At 36.3% G+C, this 17,845-nt stretch carries 11 protein-coding genes; 2 read left to right on the top strand and 9 right to left on the bottom strand.

The window, feature by feature from the left end:
- Positions 1–283: 283 nt before the first annotated feature.
- The 3 genes from DW721_RS10205 to DW721_RS10195 are packed head-to-tail and all read right to left on the bottom strand — an operon-like array spanning position 284 to position 5,566.
- A complete protein-coding gene (locus DW721_RS10205; protein WP_118745686.1) occupies positions 284–2,656 on the bottom strand; it encodes an ABC transporter permease in 2,373 nt (790 codons plus the stop codon).
- A gap of 11 nt (positions 2,657–2,667) precedes the next feature.
- Complete coding sequence (locus tag DW721_RS10200) at positions 2,668–3,423, bottom strand: ABC transporter ATP-binding protein (protein WP_118745685.1); 756 nt, start codon at positions 3,421–3,423, stop codon at positions 2,668–2,670.
- A gap of 31 nt (positions 3,424–3,454) precedes the next feature.
- The gene (locus DW721_RS10195; RefSeq protein WP_118745684.1) at positions 3,455–5,566 is read right to left on the bottom strand and encodes a methyl-accepting chemotaxis protein; all 2,112 of its coding nucleotides are present in this window, start codon (positions 5,564–5,566) and stop codon (positions 3,455–3,457) included.
- Positions 5,567–5,881: 315 nt separating this feature from the next.
- Between DW721_RS10195 and DW721_RS10190 the strand changes: the two genes are divergently transcribed.
- Entirely contained in the window at positions 5,882–7,060 is a 1,179-nt protein-coding gene (locus DW721_RS10190; protein ID WP_118745683.1) for an alpha/beta hydrolase-fold protein, read from the top strand.
- A 35-nt stretch (positions 7,061–7,095) separates the two neighbouring features.
- Positions 7,096–7,515 (top strand): MarR family transcriptional regulator, encoded by a 420-nt coding sequence (locus DW721_RS10185; RefSeq protein WP_055942625.1) that lies wholly within the window; start codon positions 7,096–7,098, stop codon positions 7,513–7,515.
- 115 nt (positions 7,516–7,630) lie between these two features.
- Here the strand turns inward: DW721_RS10185 and DW721_RS10180 are convergent, their stop codons facing one another.
- From DW721_RS10180 to DW721_RS10155, 6 genes are all read right to left on the bottom strand, one after another.
- Positions 7,631–9,976: an Ig-like domain-containing protein gene (locus tag DW721_RS10180; RefSeq protein ID WP_118745682.1), complete on the bottom strand. Its 2,346-nt coding sequence runs from the start codon at positions 9,974–9,976 to the stop codon at positions 7,631–7,633.
- Positions 9,977–10,099: 123 nt separating this feature from the next.
- Positions 10,100–11,053 (bottom strand): hypothetical protein, encoded by a 954-nt coding sequence (locus DW721_RS10175; protein WP_118745681.1) that lies wholly within the window; start codon positions 11,051–11,053, stop codon positions 10,100–10,102.
- Positions 11,050–11,607: a sigma-70 family RNA polymerase sigma factor gene (locus DW721_RS10170; RefSeq protein WP_118745680.1), complete on the bottom strand. Its 558-nt coding sequence runs from the start codon at positions 11,605–11,607 to the stop codon at positions 11,050–11,052. The genes DW721_RS10175 and DW721_RS10170 overlap by 4 nt, the downstream gene beginning before the upstream one ends.
- A gap of 235 nt (positions 11,608–11,842) precedes the next feature.
- Entirely contained in the window at positions 11,843–13,327 is a 1,485-nt protein-coding gene (locus tag DW721_RS10165) for a serpin family protein (RefSeq protein ID WP_118745679.1), read from the bottom strand.
- A 192-nt stretch (positions 13,328–13,519) separates the two neighbouring features.
- Positions 13,520–16,741, bottom strand: coding sequence for a carbamoyl-phosphate synthase large subunit (gene carB, locus DW721_RS10160; protein WP_118745678.1), 3,222 nt, complete (start codon positions 16,739–16,741; stop codon positions 13,520–13,522).
- Positions 16,741–17,844: a carbamoyl phosphate synthase small subunit gene (locus DW721_RS10155; protein WP_022013821.1), complete on the bottom strand. Its 1,104-nt coding sequence runs from the start codon at positions 17,842–17,844 to the stop codon at positions 16,741–16,743. The genes carB and DW721_RS10155 overlap by 1 nt, the downstream gene beginning before the upstream one ends.
- Position 17,845: the final 1 nt, after the last annotated feature.

Raw genomic sequence — 17,845 nt, 5'->3', positions numbered from 1 at the left:
TGTATTGCAAATTAGTTTTTTATGGCTGAATAGCCTTTCATTTCCGTAATGAATAAACATAAGCTGCATTGCAGCGACTGACAGCTTGCTGGCAGGTTTACGAATGTAATAAATGAGAGGCTGAACTGTTACAAGTTTTTTCCATGCCCCATTGCCTTTCATTTCCGTAATGAATAAACATAAGCTGCATTGCAGCGACTGACAGCTTGCTGGCAGGTTTATGAATGCAGAAAATGAAAGCTGAACTGTTACAAGTTTTTCATGCCACATTGCCTTTCATTTTTTATGCCTGAACAGCCACATTTTCCCTTACATTTTTCCTCAAAGACACCAATAACACTAAAAACAGCACAAGTATGAACCATATATTCTCCGTTCTGAACTTAATATCCATCCAGACACCATATTCCCTCAGATTAAATATTTTCAATATCTCAATGCCAAGCACTATACCGGCTACAATCCCCGAAAAGATAAACAGGACAAGCTGGTACCATATTATCTTTTTCACTCTGCCCTCTGACATTCCGAGTTTTCTTAGTACCACATATTCTTTTCTTCTCGACTGTATCATGTTTGCTGCAGCATTTACCCAGCCTATCCCTGCCATTACACTTAACATATAGAGTGTAAATCTCACTATAAAATATCTCTGTTTAAGAATTTTATGTGAAAATGCCATTATCTGTTCAAAACTTTGCCATCTGAGTGCCGTAAATTCCATTCGGGCATTTTGCAGGCTCATATCAAGTTTTTTTGTCATTTTATGTGCAAATATCTTCCATTCGTCCACAGCCATTTCTTTTGGAAATGATATGAATATTGTACTGTCTGTATCAATTATGACACTCGCCAAAGTGCTGTCAGGTATAACACCGACAACTGTTACAGTGGTCTTTACCCCCTTATAGCCCTCCCACATTTTATAATTAGTTCTCATTCTCTCATCATAATCTGTAAAATCTGCATCATCTGTGCTAAGTACCAGCTTATCGCCTACTTTTAACTTATAATCTTTAGCCGCTTTCCTGCTTATCAATATTGAATGTGCAAAATCTGATATACTGCTTTTCACAAGCCCTGATTTCTGCATATTTTTCAATGATGCAAAAGATGTTCCACCCGAAAAGAAAAACTGTTTCCCCGATGATTTTCTTGCCGTAATGCCTGTTGCCGCATCTATCTCTGACTGTAAAAATACATTTGTATCTACCTGTTTTTGAATTTTTTTGCACAAATTGTCAAGTTTTGAGTAATAATGAGACTGCTCATCCTGTATAAGCACATCATCGGTATATATGTTCTTATAATATATCTCATTATTTCTTCCTATCTCGTCCATCAAATCCTCACTGCAATATGTAAATACCGTTAGCATGATTATCGTAAATATCATAAGAAAATTTTCTTTCATTTTCGGAACAGCCATCTTATAGCTTATAAGCATATCAGATGGCAATACGGCAGATATAAAACGGTTTATAATTCCTTTTCCCGAATATGCCTTATTTGACGAGCCATCGTTTTTCATGGACTGGTATGGAAGTTTATTTATAAATGACTTTGAAAATAATGTAAGAAATATTTCTACTACGGCAAATACTGCTGCCATGATACCAAAAGCCAGCGAAATATCAACATTCCTCGCCTCAGCGACAAGGTCAAATTCATTACCGATAACACCAAACAGGATTTTTCCCGCTAACACCGAAAAAACAAATCCAAGTAAACATCCCACACCTGTAATATAGACACCCAGCAGTGAAAATATCATTTTTACCTGTCCTATACTTGCACCCATCGTCCGCATAACAGCCATATCCCTGCTGTATTTCTGCATAAATCTCCTGAATACGGCGGCTATAAACAACAGACTTATTATAATGACTATAACCGCAAGAATGTTCATAAAACTCGAATACACCTTTACATAGGACTGGTATTCCTTAGAATCCTCTATCATAGTTATGTCAAGTTTTTTATCTGCACTCTTTACAGCATTTTTAATATTGCTCATCTTTTTGCTGTGTTTTGTCTTTATCAGCATATATGATGAACTTATATCCTCATTCTTTATCCCGCTAAATGCTTTCTTTGTAATTACCGCAAAATAAATATTCTGGAAAGAAAAATTATCATCATAGATTATCTCTGACACGGTAAATTTTTTTGTTCCACAGTAAACCGCATCACCAACTTTAAGATTTTGGGAGTCGGCAAACTTCTGATTTATCACTATAAGATTGTCTTTTAAACGGCTGTAAAACTTATATCTCGCCCTGTTTAATCTCCCATTGTCAGTGCCTATAGTATAGATACTCACGGAATTTTTTTCTTTAAGAGCCGTTTTCATATCAATATAATCCCATATCCCTGTATTAAGTTCACTTATACCGTCAAGCCCTGACACATTTTTCAATACCTTATCATCAATCCTTGAATAATCTTCATGGGCGGCTATTATATCGCAGTCTCCAAATGTCTCCCGCATATTTTGAAGATATGACTTTTTTGAATTTCTTGTAAGCTGAAACATCAAAATGAGCATTGCACTTACAAAAAACACACATACAATACATGAAGCAGTTAAAAATCTACTGTTTTTCAAAAAATCAAGGCTTATCCTGTTTAATTTTTTTATATCTTCTCTCTCCATTTTTCTCCCCCTCACGCCACAAGTCCTCTGAATATAGCGAGTATATTTGAAAAATTATCACTGCCTTCCTCATTTTTATATTCGTTCTTTATCTCGCCGTCATGTAGAAATATAACTCTGTCAGCGTATGTAGCAATAATCGGGTCATGTGTCACAACGATAAAACTCTGTTTTTCTTCCTTTTTTAACTGCATAAACAGCTCCATTATCTCAAGTGAAGTATTGTAGTCGAGATTTCCCGTCGGCTCATCCGCGAGAACTATATCCGGATGTGTCACCACCGCCCTTGCTATCGCAATCCTCTGCTGCTGCCCTCCCGAAAGCTGCGTAACACCGCTGTCAAGTTTATCATCAATCCCCACTCTCCTGACTATGCTTTCAACTGTATCTTTAACTTTCCTGTCACGACCCCCTTTAAGCACCAGCGGCAGTGAAACGTTTTCACGCACTGACAGGTCATTTAGCAGACTGAAATCCTGAAATATAAAACCAATATGTTTATTTCTTATCTCCGTGGCATGAGGTTCTTTGGAATACTGCTCTTCAAGTCTGCCGTTCAGATATATCTCGCCCTCATCCGGCACGAGAAGTGCACCTAAGATATTTAAAAGTGTGCTCTTGCCTGAGCCGCTTCCCCCCATGACCGCAAGTATCTCGCCCTTTTTTAGACAAAAAGAGACTCCCTTTAAAGCTTGAACTTCTGAATTTCCTGTAACAAATGTTTTCTTTATATTTTTGGTTTCTAAAATAATTCCACTGTTCTCCATTATTTTTCTCCCATCAATATACTATTTTCACCTAATTACAATAATTTTTATTTACATAATGCTTTATAGACATTATGTCTTCCGGCATACGGCATCCTACTGTGTACTCCCCGTCATTATTTGAGCATCTTATAATGCAGCCCTCTAGTGGATTTGTACAAATCTCATCAAAATTATCCACTGAAACAATTATATTCTTATCTTTTGCATTTACAAAAGCACTGTCACAGACCGAAAATGCAAAACCGTTTGCACTCACATTTACCATACGCCCATTATATGTTTTGTCATCGTTCTCAAATTTTATCGTACAGGCATTTGCAATCGGCATACGAGGATATTTTCTTCTGTTATGTACCTGCGGATTTGACTCTATATAAAGTTTATACTCACCACTTTCAGCGGCTTTACTGTGTCTGATTGATATATTTTCCCAATAATACAATACATTGTCTACTACTATATTAAAGTTACATCTCGTATGTTTATCTTTTTTATCAAACAATTCACTGTCTTTTTCGTCAACAGTTATATATAGTTCATTGCCTTTACGCTCTACAACTTCACCACTATACTCTTTCTTAACACCATTTACATTGCTTATGGAAATCTTCATGCCGCTTCTTACATCCTGAACACCCATAAATCCGCCAACGCCAAGTTCTTCCATTAGTTTTCCGACAACATCCTCAATGTCCATCGCACTTTTAGCACTTGACTCATACTTGCTGAGCATGGTTTTTGTAGTAAGTTCCGCCTTGTTTATGCTTTCTGTCATATCGTTCATAACAGCACCTACCTGATTCATATTGTCAGTAAGTGTTTTATTTGATGTCTCTACCTCTTTTACTGCACTGTCTACAATCTTTATATTTTCACCAAGCGTTGCAGCATCATTTGTTATTTTTGTCACACTCCTATTAACATTTGATACTTTTTCTATGTTCAACTGGATAAGTTCTATAGTCTGTGCAATGGAATCCATCATTTTTGCCGAGGTCTCCTCAAGTCTTGAAAGTGCCTGCATAATACTTCCCGATGATTCTTTAGTTCCATTACTTAAATTTCTTATCTCATCTGCAACAACTGCAAAGCCCTTTCCTGCTTCACCTGCTCTTGCTGCCTCTATTGAAGCATTAAGTGCAAGAAGATTCGTCTGCGATGTTATACCATCTATCGTGCTTGTCTCATCTTTAACACCGTTGAACTCTTCCTTAAAGTCTGCCAGTATATTTTCTACTTCTTTAGAAAGTTCAGACATTTTGTTTGTTGTATCAACCACTTCCACAAGGTCCTTAGCACTTGTATCTGCGTGCTCAACAGATGCATTTATAAGTTCTACGACCTGTTCCATAAGTCCTGCAACATTTCTTACCTGGTCGTCAATTACATTTGTCATATCAACCGAAGATACGGTTTTCTCATTTAATACATTATTGTTATCCGAGAGCACTCTCATATCTTTAACAACTTCATCCGCACCTGCCTTATTCTCATCTGCAAGCTCTCTTACAACAGTTACTCCATCAACAACCTCATTACTTGCAACTTTTACCTGTTCAACTGTCTTTACCACTCTCGCAAGGTTTCCTTTAATGGAAGCTGTCAATGCTCCATCTGACTCTACAAGATGCTTTATTGCCATATTTGTGCATACATAACAACAGATGACAACGGCAAACTCAAGTGCACATTCCTCACTTGAAACAAAATCCATCATCCCCTTTACTAAACCTTTGTACATATTGCTGGAAAGAAGAATAAATAATGTTATCCACATCATGACCTTTATGAACTTAGGATCCTTATAGAGTATCAATATTGAAAGTAATGGCAATATAAATACATATGATACCTGGTCAAGTGAGGTCCATGCAATAACAGAATAAAACAATAAATATCCTATTCCTAACATCCATTTATAATTTTTATTGTCCTCACCCTTAACTTTCAACAATACTTTGCTGATAATAAGCGACAGCCATCCAACAGTAAAAAACATAAAGAAATATCCAACATCCAGCTTGCCTGTACCAACTTTTATACCATAATAAACTGACACTATTATCATCAATATAAACCATGTTATTCCACCACGCTTGTTAGCTTTTGTTATAAAAAATGATTCATCATATTCCTGCATATCCTAATACCTCACTTATTTTTCTACTTAATAATCTACTTGTTATTCTAATATATTATAATATATAAATCAACATACTGATAGACTTTTCAAAAACTATTTTCCCTGCTGCCGCCATATTTCAGTCTGTTTTTGTTAATTATATCATATAACAGGTAATAGTTCATCCATGCATTTCTTACATTCATAGTTTTAATATATTGACAAACATTCTTCAAAGTTATAATATAACAGCAGTATTGATTAGCTTTCTAATTAGCTTTCTTACTTTAAAATCGCATTTGTTTTACTATATTAAACCCGGAGGTTACAGACATGAAAAAAAAATTAACACTTATTCTCACAGCAACACTGACAATTTCAACACTATTATTACCCGTCACATCATTTTGCACCACACACAGTATTGCAAAGACTGCCGGACAACCTAAACTGAGTGCAAAAAAACTCATAATGAAAACAGGACAGACTAAAAAATTAAAATTAAAAAATGTTCCCGTCAAAAATCAGAAAAAGATTAAATGGAGTTCAAATAACAAATCCATTATTACAGTTAATAAATCAGGACTTATAAAAGCAAAAAAGAAAGGAAAAGGCAAAATAATGGCAAAATACAACAATAAAACATATACTTGTAATGTCACGGTAAAAAAAAGACCAACAACAAAACCGGACCCTTATGACGGTGATGTAGCATATCCTGTATCTTTCGCATATACAGAAAAAAACAGTGATGTCACTTATGGTAAGGTTAAAATTGATACATACTTTTCAACAACCACCAACAAAAACAGAAAATGTGCCGTAGTTCTGCCGCCAAACTATGACAAAAACAAAAAATATCCAGTGTGCTATCTTCTCCATGGTCTTGGTCAGGATCATACAGACTGGCTTAATGCTAATGCACCTGTTATAATAGGAAACATGATTGCTGAAAAAACGGCAAAAGAAATGATACTTGTACTTCCAAACTGCCGTGCAAGAGCAAATGATACATATGTTGGAGATGCTTTTTCGCTTGACAATTATCGTGCATTTGACAATTTCATAAATGATCTTCGTGACAATCTTATGCCTTACATAAAGGAAAATTATTCGGTAGCAGAAGGTCGTGAAAACACAGCAATTGCCGGTTTTTCAATGGGTGGCCGCACTGCACTATATATCGGTCTTTCAATGCAGGACACTTTTGGATATATAGGAGGTTTCTGCCCTGCTCCCGGACTTTTTGCATACGAAATGAACGGAATAGCTGAAGACGGTCTTTTTAAAGCAGATACATTTAAGTTAAATGATGAATATGCCGACAACACTCTTTTAATGATTGTTGCAGCCAAAAGCGATACAGTTGTTTTTGATATTCCTGAAACATACCACAATGCACTTGTTAAAAATAACACTAAACATATATGGTACAAAACAACCGGTGGGCATGATGCCACAGTGATGGATCACGGTTTTTACAATTTTGCAAAAAGACTTTTTAACAATTAGTAGTTAATATTTACTATCAAACGAGGATTTTACATATGAATGAGAAATTTTTTTTAAAACTGCTTGAACTTTCCGCAGCACACGCAAAACGCAGCCATGCCATTTTTGAAAGGCTTAATCTTTCAAATGCACAGCCAAAGGTTTTGTATATACTCAGAGAGACAGATGGATACACCCAGAAAGAACTTGCCTCTATCTGCAGAATAACACCCCCGTCTATGACATCCATACTTAATAACATGGAAAAAGCTGATTTTATATATCGTGAAAAAGTATTAACTGCCGGTCAAAAACACGCACATAAAATTTATCTTACGACAAAAGGGAAAAAAACTGCTGAAGAAGTTTATTCCGAATTTGAAAAACTTGAAGAGTTATGTCTTAATGGTTTCTCGGAAAAAGAAAAACTTCAGGTATTTGAAATTTTTGACAAAATAATTAAAAATCTTTCGTAATTTCATAACGATAAAAATATCGTTAAACATTTATATCTTGTATAACTCTGTATTAAAAACAATAAGCCGTATTCTAAATATCATTATCATTTAGAATACGGCTTATTTATTTCACTTAATATGTATATTTGTAACTATAATATGCCGTCTGCAGATTTATATCCGAAGTAAAAGCATTATTTCTCAAATCTATAGTATGTTTCATTTTACTGTTTTTTGATACTGTTACCGTTATCGTCTTTGAACTGTATGCTTTCATATTCACTTTCTTATTAACCACTCTCTGGTGCAGACATCTGCCATTTGCGTATATTTTTACATCAAGTGCCTTTATAACTTTTAATTTTCTGTCAGTATATGTATTATATAATTTTATTTTGACTTTAAGTTTGTTCCCTGAAAAATATGTCTTTACAACCTGATAATATATCCTGTCGAGAAGCATATCTTTAATTTTTGCAGAAGGCTGTGTATATACATTCTTATGTACTGTGACTTTCTTCTTTATTGTAATACCATTCACCTTACATTTTAATGTTGCAACACCCGTTTTTTTAGCTGTTATCTTTCCATTTTTCACCGTTAATATCTTTTTATTTGATGATGACCATCTTTCTTTTTTTGATGAATTTGATCCTATAATTCGCATTTTGCAGCTAAGCCCCTCTGTCATAGTGCCATCCATTCCAATCATATACGGTGTATCAACAGTAACATTACAAGTTAATTTGACTCCGTCAACTTTGCATATAATCAAAGCATTACCTCGTTTTTTTGCCGTAATTTTCCCACTCTTTGATACCGTGGCTACTTTTTTATTTGATGTACTCCATTTCAAAGTTCCTTTTTTATCAAGCACTTTTACTTTCTGCGTATTTCCAATATACAAATAACATCTTGAGCAATTCAGATAAGGACCTTTAACATTAACTTCACATGACATCTCATAACTTCTTGTTCCTATTTTCATAGTGACATCTACAACTGTATTACCTCTTCCGGCTGCCTTCAAAATACACTTATCATCCCCACTTTTTGTAACCCTCACCACACTTTCGTCACGAGATATAAATAATACCTCATCCCATTTGTATCCTGTATAATCTTTCCCATCATCATATGTAAGAACAGGCTTAAGTGTAAACTTTTCATTTACTCTCATTTTTACGAAAGATTTATTAAGTGAAATCTGAGGCTCCTGAACTACTACCTCATATTTTTTCACGACTCCATCCCATGTCGTTGCTGTTATGTTAGTCGTTCCCATATTGACAGATGTAACAAGACCGTTTTGATTCACGATTGCAACGCCTTCGTCTTCTGATGCCCAGGTAACTTCATTGTTCTCTCCTGAAGCCGTTGTGACTTTTGCGTTAAGCTGCATTGTCTTTTCAAGCCCTACTATCAGTTTGTCACCAGTTCCTGTAATTTCAAGGTCTTTTGTTTTTTCCCTTACAAGAACATCTATCGACCCTGTTGTATATGAATCTTCAAAACATACCCTTACTGTATATACCTGATTTGCCTCAAGCTCACAAGATATATCTGCATTTGATATTCCTCTTTCACTTGCAATATATCCTTCTGTTTCCTGAACCTTATCTCCCTTATATATATATACTACACCGCCTACACCCTTCTGCATCTCTATCATAAAATTATATTGAGTTGTATTCTTTGGAGTAAATGTAAAATATGCCTCTGCATCACCGCTTTTTATATCAGCACTTGCTTTCTTGTTTACTGTCAGCTCTTTTTCAGATAAAACACTGTCCGTACTTATAACCGTAACATAAAAAGTTTCTTCATAATTATCATATGTAGAGATATTTATGCTTGTACTGCCGGCTTTCACTGCCGTAACAACTCCGTTTTCATCAACCGTTGCAATGCCCTCATCCAGACTTCTATAAGTTATAAGTCCATTTGTCTTGATACTTGCAGGTTCAACCTGAGTATCAATCTTTAATTTGTTTTCATTTCCGATAATAATTCCTGTTCTTTTAGAAAGAACTAACGACTCTGTCTGCGGTAATATTTTCACCCCGGCACAGCTTGCATAATACATAGAACTGACTTTTTCTACCTCTATTGTATATTTTCTTCCCTCTGTCATATTATAACTGAAATAATCATTTTTTCCCGCCTTGATATGCTCAACATAGTTATTTTCAACATCATCATGAATCCTTATAGTCATTCGTTGATCTTCATAATCATTTATTTCAATTCTATATCTTGCCGTATCTTTTGCCGTAAATGTCGCATAACCTTTACCTGTTCTGTCAGTAAAATTAATCTTATTTTCAACAGCAAGCGAAAACAGTTTATTCTGAAATGCCGCATTTTCATCTGTATATTCATTAACCGTCTGTGCCGCCTTCACTATATTTGTATCACTTGGAATAATACTCAATGTCATTGCTATAAGCATAATACAAACTCTAATATTTTTTTTCATCTTAATTGTCCTCTCTTATCCGTATATAATTCTATGCATTATGAACACATTGACATTTATTGTACCACATATTTACAAAAAAATCCCCTAGCAGCATAAAAACACCATACTTATTTCCACTTTCTATTTTTTCATATATGAATAATATCCGTCATTTTCCTTTCGCACTGTCATATTAAATCCATCTGTTGTTTTATCTCCCTTTTCTTTAAATTTCACATTTATTTCTAACAGCTTTATATCTTCCTCCGACTGCTGTTTTTTTGTAATATTAGCCGTAAACATCAGCTTTGTTCCAGATTTACACACAACTTTTGCTTTTTTATTTTCTTTCCAATTGCTGTCTTTGTCAGATAAAACTGTTTTTTCTATCGACATACCGGCATTTGTCTCTTTAACATTGCAAATATATGTGCCTCCATCACCAGCTTTGCCAAATTGCAATATAAATTGGATTTTTGTTGTCTCTCCGTCTTTTGTTGCATGAACTTTTAATTTCTGCTTTTTGTTAGTTCTTATTTCTGTGCCATCAGCACAATTGTCCCCACTTTTAGCCGAACCGCTGTTTTTTTCCTCCGTTTTATCATAATCTGCACTTACACCATCTTCTGTCCCACTCTTTTTATTTTTCTGCGTGTCGGATACATTTTCATCATATCCTGCTGCTATATCCTGCAACACGCTGGTTTGTGTCCCGTCAGAGTCCTGTATTTCTTCCTCTGTTATCTCAGGATTATAGATATGTATATGTATATTTTCTGATGCATATTTAAATGTCTCACTCTCATCCATAGAATCATCATTCTTACTTTTATCATAGTTTTTTTCAACAGTCTTCCCTGTCGAACTTAATTCATTTTTATATGACTTTTTCGGTTTTTCATATACAAGTAATGCACAACCTATGACTGCTGCGGCTGTCCCAATGGCAAATACCGTTTTTGCATATTTTTTTAATCTCTTTCGTCTAAAAGACATCTTTTTAATATTTTCTGAATAATCCTCTGCTTCTTTTAGCATTTCTTCTGAAACACCGCCAATGGCATACATCAGCTTTTCCGCCTTTTTTTCGCTCACACTACCGCCTCCTTTTCAAGCCATACGGCAAGCTCCTTTCTCATACGGCTAAGGATTGATTTTACCGTACCCTCTTTTATATCAAGTTCTTCAGCGATTTCCTTAATATCCATAATGTAGAAATATCGTTTCAAAAAGACGGTACGGTTTCTCTTAGTCTGTTTCCACAAAAAATCTTCTATAGACTCTGTAAGAAGTTTATATTCCATGTCTTTTTCCACCGTCTTTCCGTCAGTTATACACTCATTAAGTTCCTCTATTGCAATATTCACACTATTCCCTCCTCTTTTTAATGCGTGCATATCCCTATACCTGTTAAGCGACAGATTCCTCACTATCTTGGCAAGAAATGTACTAAGCACTGACGGTCGGCTTGGCGGAATCGTATTCCATGTCCTTAGCCATGTATCATTTACACACTCTTTTGCATCTTCCTCATCATGTACAATACGCTCTGAAATACAAAAACAATAACGGTCGTATTTTTCAGATAGTTCGTAAATACCGTTTTCATTTCTGTCCCATATCAACTGTACTATTTTCTCATCTTCCATATATCTCCTTTTTGTTAATTAAAAATAGGCGTTTGCGAAACTATCATAAATCTTGATTAAATTGTGCAGATATAACAAATAGTGTTAGTCGGCATTTTTGTCGTCGTCAGCACTTAATCAGCGTTTTTTGCTGATTTATGTACTGCTACGAACGACAACATAGCGAAAGCGTGCCGACGATATTATTTGTTATATGTGTGCAATTGACACAACATATAGTTAGTTTCGCAATTATCTATGCAACTCTATTTACTGCTCCCATAAATATTGGAAGACCGTCACTTGTTGAAACTATTATAATAAATGGTCTGTTGCAATTCATTGTGACAGTATCCTTTTTTTCGTCTGCCAATGCCTCAAGGGCAATCTCTGTATATGATGCCATACTGCATCCGTTTTCGTCAATCGTCATCCTGCTATTTTGTTTTGCTTTACTAACATAAATTCCACCTTCTGATTTATTTTCTCCATCTGACACAAACATCTTAGAAAAATCTGCTTTTTTTCCATTAAATATATTTTTTATACCCATATCCTGCATCAATGGATTTAATTCAAGTTCACTTTTAAAATCCAGTTTAGGCATTGAAAATTTTACTATCTTAGAATAATCCCATTTTTTATTGAATGTGTTACACAATGAAATTATCTGCTTTGCATCCTTATTATTTATGAGTTTGTCTGCTGCCACATTTTCCTTTGGCAGTATTATATTCATATTTGCATTTGTCATAGGTATCGAAACTGCCTGATACCTGCCATTCTCAGTATAGGCATAAGCATACTCCGAATTTAAAAAACTGCATTTTTCCTTATCAATCTTTTCCTCCTCAGTTGTATTACCGCAGGTGTATGCAGACTGGCCGTAGAATATGCCCTTCTTTGTATTGTTTTTATCAAATCTGACTTTCCACTGCTCCTTAAAATTTACGGCTGACAACAATAACATAGCCATGTCTTTATTTGTTTTCAGATTACCTTTTATCTTACCACCTGTCTGCTCATCAATCCATTTATTTATTTTATCATTAAAACTTTTACTTCCCATCTCTCCCGTTAAACTATACGCATTATAATCATTTTTAAGTATTGTGCCGGCTTCTCTGGAATAATCATATTTATCACTGAGCCATGCAGAATTACCTAAAGAGCAGTTTTCGGATTTTATTTTACCGCTTATATACCCCATCATCTTTCTTATTATCTTCTGTTCTTCCTCCCATTCTTTCTCCTCTCTGTCATTTACATTTATGCAATCCGAAACAGCTGCTCTAAACATATTTTTGCCAAATGAATTTAATATCTGCTCCCGACTCTGCCCTGCAGTCATTTCCGAGAGCATCCCGTTTGCAAGATACATATTTATATTTGAGCAGGCGACAAGCCCTTTTTGTGGATTATCCCCCCAGCTCTGTTTAAGAAAATGATATAAAAGACTGCTGTTATAATCTTTATAAATCTGTTTACATTTTTTAACTTCTTCATTTGACAAATTTACAGATGATTTTTTCTTCTTTCCCACAAGTTCCTTTTTCTTGTCTTGTACTTCGCTGCTTGATGACTCACCATCCTTTTTCTGAATATCAGATGTTTTTTGTGTACTTACATTTTTGTTTCCTGTTTCATTAAGACTGGTCTTTCTGCCGCCACATCCGGTCGTTCCTGCTATTACAAGTGTCATAAATAATGCAAATGCCTTTGCAATCCTGTCTTTTCTCATAAAAAAACCTCCTTTAAACTTCCGTTATTATTCAAAACAAACATCATAAGAAGTCAAACTTATGACAATTTTGCTTTCTACTTATAATAACCCGGTTATTTAAAGAAGGTTGCATTTTTATATAAATTTTTTAACACAATTTGCAAAAGCAATACAATGATATGGCATCATCAAGCATACCACGACATCATTTTACACCTCATGCTGTTCTGAGATAGTTGCCACATCTACGATAGAAAGCTTATCCTTGCCCTCTGTCTCAAGTGATGTGAGAAGTGCTGCTGCCGTATCAAGCGATGTAAGACAGTTTACACCTGTCTCAATGGCTGTTCTTCTGATAAGGAAACCATCTTTAAGCTTGTCATCATGCGTAGGTGTATCTATTACAAGATCTATCTGATGTTCAAGCAACAGATCCATAAGTGTAGGTGCTTCTTCGTTTATACGATTTACAGGTATTGCAAGAACTCCTGCTTCGTTAAATACCTTAGCTGTTCCCCTCGTAGAGAAGATGTCATAACCAAGTTTCTTAAAGCGTTTAGCAATCTCGATTCCCTCTTCTTTGTCAGCATCATTAAGAGTGATTATCATCTTCTTATGCTTTGGAAGATCTATTCCTGCTCCCTTAAATGCCTTATAAAGTGCTTCGTTGAAGTCTTTTGAGATACCGAGACACTCACCTGTTGATTTCATTTCAGGTCCAAGGCTTATCTCTGCTCCCCTAAGTTTTTCAAATGAGAATACAGGCATCTTGATGGCAATATATTTTGACTTCTTTGCAAGTCCTGTTCCATATCCGAAATCTTTAACCTTTGCACCAAGTATTACTTTTGTTGCAAGATCTACGATAGGAATACCTGTTACCTTGCTGATATATGGAACGGTACGGCTTGAACGAGGATTTACCTCAATTACATACACCTGGTCATGGTAAACAATAAACTGTATATTTATAAGTCCGATTACATGAAGTGATTTTGCAAGTTTTCTTGTGTAATCGACAAGCATATCCTGTATTCTGTCACTGATAGTCTGTGCAGGATATACCGAGATACTGTCTCCCGAATGAATACCTGCTCTCTCGATATGCTCCATGATACCCGGTATAAGAATATCCTCACCGTCGCATACGGCATCTACCTCTATCTCTTTACCCATAAGATATTTATCTATAAGAATAGGGTGTTCCTGATGATATCTTGTTACAACCTGCATAAATTTCTTTATATCATCATCTGATACTGCTATCTGCATACCCTGTCCGCCAAGTACATATGAAGGACGGATAAGTACCGGATAACCAAGCTCGTTTGCGACTTTAAGTGCTTCTTCTGTTGTGAATACCGTATCACCCTTTGCTCTTGGTATCTGGCACTCCTCGAGTATCTGATCAAACAATTCTCTATCCTCTGCGGCATCTACATCCTCTGCACTCGTTCCGAGAATCTTAACCCCCATCTTCATAAGTGATTCGGTAAGGTTGATAGCTGTCTGGCCACCAAACTGTACTACTGCCCCGTCAGGTTTTTCAAGACGGACAATATTTTCAACATCCTCCGGTGTAAGCGGCTCAAAATAGAGTTTATCTGCTATATCAAAGTCTGTACTGACTGTTTCAGGATTGTTATTTATTATAATAGTCTCATAACCTTCTTCCCTAAGTGTCCATACACTGTGAACCGAACAATAGTCAAACTCTATACCCTGTCCTATTCTGATAGGTCCTGAACCAAGAACAATTATCTTTTTCTTTTTAGTTGTATCTTCTACTTCATTCACACCGTCAAAGCAGCTATAATAATATGGAGTTTCTGAGGCAAACTCTGCCGCACAGGTATCAACCATCTTAAACGCTGCCGTGATGCCATACTCATAACGGAGATTTTTAATCTCTTCCTCAGTCTTTCCTGTCCAGCGTGCAATTACATTATCAGGAAATTCAAGTCTCTTAGCTTCTTTTAACAGCTCTTTGTCAAGATTTCCTTTTGACTCTTTAATCTTCTTCTCCATCTCTACGAGAATTGCAAGTTTATCGATAAACCACTTGTCAATCTTTGTAACCTCGTGAATTTCATCATAAGAAGCAATTCCTCGGCGGAGTATTTCTGCTATAAGGTAAATTCTGCGGTCATCTACTACTGAAAGATGCTCGAGAACCTCCTCGTCAGACATATTGTCATAATCTCCTGTCTCAAGGCAGTCAACATGCTGTGAAAGTGACCTGATGGCTTTCATAAGTCCACCCTCAAAATTCGTGCAGATACTCATAACCTCACCTGTCGCTTTCATCTGCGTGGTAAGAGTTCTCTTTGCACTGATAAATTTATCAAATGGAAGACGAGGTATCTTAACTACCACATAGTCAAGTGCAGGCTCAAAACTTGCATATGTCTTTCCTGTTACGGCATTCGGAATCTCATCAAGCGTATATCCGAGTGCTATCTTTGCTGAAACCTTTGCAATAGGATAACCCGTTGCCTTTGAAGCAAGAGCTGATGAACGGCTTACACGAGGGTTTACCTCTATTACTATATATTCAAATGATGTAGGATGAAGTGCAAACTGAACATTACATCCACCTGTGATTCCAAGTTCGTCGATAATCTTTAAAGCAGATGTACGAAGCATCTGGTACTCTTTGTCTGACAATGTCTGTGACGGTGCAACTACGATACTGTCACCTGTATGAACTCCGACCGGGTCAAGGTTTTCCATGTTGCAGACGGTAATGCAGGTTCCGTTGCTGTCACGCATTACCTCATACTCTATCTCTTTCCATCCTGCGATACATCTCTCTACAAGTACCTGTCCTACTCTCGAAAGTCTAAGACCATTTGAAAGTATCTCCACAAGTTCTTCCTCATTGTGTGCTATACCGCCGCCTGAACCTCCGAGCGTATATGCAGGACGAAGTACGACCGGATAACCGATCTTATTTGCAAATTTGATACCGTCTTCAATATTTTCAACGAGTTCTGATGATGCACACGGCTCACCGATTCTCTCCATAAGGTCTTTAAATTCCTGACGACCCTCAGCATTTCTGATAGTCTCTGCTGTCGTTCCGAGAAGTCTTACTCCGTGGCTCTCAAGAAATCCGGACTCAGCAAGCTCCATACCGAGATTAAGACCTGCCTGTCCGCCCATGTTAGGCAAAAGACTATCAGGCTTTTCAACTTCGATTATATGCTGCAATACCTCTGTTGTAAGTGGCTCTATATAGACCTTATCTGCAATATCTTTATCTGTCATAATAGTTGCAGGATTAGAATTGACGAGGATAACTTCCATTCCCTCCTCTTTAAGAGAGCGGCACGCCTGTGTTCCTGCATAATCAAACTCTGCGGCCTGTCCGATTACAATAGGACCAGAACCTATTACAAGTACCCTTTTGATTCCTTCCATCTTTGGCATTATTTATTTCCTCCAATCATCTTCATAAATTCATCAAACAACATTTCTGAGTCTTTAGGACCTGCATTTGCCTCAGGATGAAACTGCACTGTCTTTACAGGTTTTCCTATATATTCAAGTCCCTCAATAGTTCCGTCATTTACATTTACAAACCACGGTTTTGCCACTGATGCATCTATTCCGTCCGCATCTACTACATATCCATGATTCTGTGAAGAAATATATACTTTTCCGGTCTCAAGATTTTTGACTGGATGGTTTGCTCCTCTGTGTCCGTATTTCATCTTATATGTCTTTGCATTATGTGCAAGTGCCATAAGCTGATGACCGAGACAGATTGCAAATACAGGTATATTTGAATCGGCAAGTTTTTTTACCTGTGCGATAATATCTACACACTCAGCAGGATCTCCCGGTCCGTTCGTTATCATAATTCCGTCAGGCTTTGATGCGATAACCTCGTCTGCATCAAAATCACACGGATAAACAGTTACATTGCATCCTCTGTTTAAAAGGCATCTTATAATGTTTTTCTTTGTTCCAACATCAATAACTGCAACATCTTTGTCAGCCGCAACGCTCTCTGAGCCTATATCTCCCGGAACATATTTTTCAATCTTGTCACATGAAACCTTCTTAACTACACCTGTGACTGTATATTCTTTAAGCTTTGGAATGATCTCATCGAGATTATAATTTTCATTCGTTGTTATCATTCCATTCATTGTACCTTTTTCACGAAGTATCTTTGTCAATGCTCTTGTATCTATGCCGCTGATACCCGGAATATCATTTTTTTCAAGGAAATGCTGTACGGTGTCTTCTGAACGGAAATTACTTGGAACTCTTGCAAGTTCTCTAACGATAAAGCCGTCAGGCCAGCCTTTTTTTGACTCCATATCCTTATAGCATATTCCATAGTTTCCAATAAGCGGATACGTCATGGTAACTGCCTGTCCCGCATAACTTGGATCTGTAAGAACCTCTAAATAACCTGTCATTGATGTATTAAAAACAATCTCTGAGATTATCTCTTTGTCAACACCAATACTTTTTCCTTCAAATACTGTTCCATCTTCTAATATAAGAAACGCTTTCTTCATA

Source organism: Clostridium sp. AM27-31LB, assembly GCF_003480745.1.
In the GTDB taxonomy this organism is placed as follows: domain Bacteria; phylum Bacillota; class Clostridia; order Lachnospirales; family Lachnospiraceae; genus Butyribacter; species Butyribacter intestini.
Note: the sequence above shows the minus strand (reverse complement) of the source record. Positions and strands in the feature narration are given on the sequence as shown.